We start from the raw sequence: 824 nt of genomic DNA on the forward strand, positions 1-824 counted from the left end.
CCCGGAAGGATGGCCTCGAGCCGCCTCACGCCCAACAGCCAGTCCACGAAAAGCCCGGTTATTGGAGGTGTCCAGTTTCTCATGGCGACGCATTCGCCGACGTTCGTTTCGCCAGCCTCTATTCAGTATGTCTCTCGTGTATACAGCGAAAATCAAAGAAGTAGAATTGTCCGCCTTAACTCGGAAGAGCTTCCAAACGCGAAGCACTTGTTCAATATCGTAAATACGCAGAATAACGAGCGCGTGTTCTTTTGTGATAAGGTAGTTTTAGTGGAGGGCGTTTCGGACAGAATTTTTTTTGAACGCGTGATTGAAGCTCACTTGGGACGAGGTAGTCGTGCAGATGAAAAGACTGTTGAGGTTGTGTCGGTCGGCGGGAAGGGCTTATTTTCTGCGTATCAGAAGCTCCTTGAGGCATGTGCGGTTGAGACGCAATTGATCGCTGATCAAGATTATCTCGAGCAGATTGGTGACGAGAGCATCAAGTGCTTGTTTGTGCTGAATGCGACCGAGATCAAAAAAAAAGTAATCGAGGACGCGTCGAGTCGTGACGGCGCTGAGCTGGTCGCTCGGATCGACGAAGCAATGGCCACCGGTGACTGCTCTGACGCGCGATCTCTATGGGACTACATCAAGTCGCGGCGACGCCAACTCAAGCCGCAACTGCAAAATGCGGAGCGAGACGCACTTCGTGCATTTTTGAAAGTCAAAGCGGAGGATGGAATTTTTGTCCTTGAGTGTGGCGCATTAGGGCTCGGACCTATAAAGTTGTTGGCTTGGGCGCGATGTCGTGATTCACAGCTTCCGAAAGGAAGCGCCAATGA

General features: G+C 51.2%; 1 protein-coding gene. It reads left to right on the forward strand.

Features of this window, described 5'->3' with window-relative positions; translation table 11 throughout:
• Positions 1-207: 207 nt before the first annotated feature.
• On the forward strand, positions 208-824 hold a 617-nt coding region (locus tag HUN39_RS18930), incomplete at its 3' end, for an ATP-dependent endonuclease (protein WP_175095977.1).

The sequence above is a fragment of the Methylocystis silviterrae genome (assembly GCF_013350005.1).
GTDB lineage: Bacteria > Pseudomonadota > Alphaproteobacteria > Rhizobiales > Beijerinckiaceae > Methylocystis > Methylocystis silviterrae.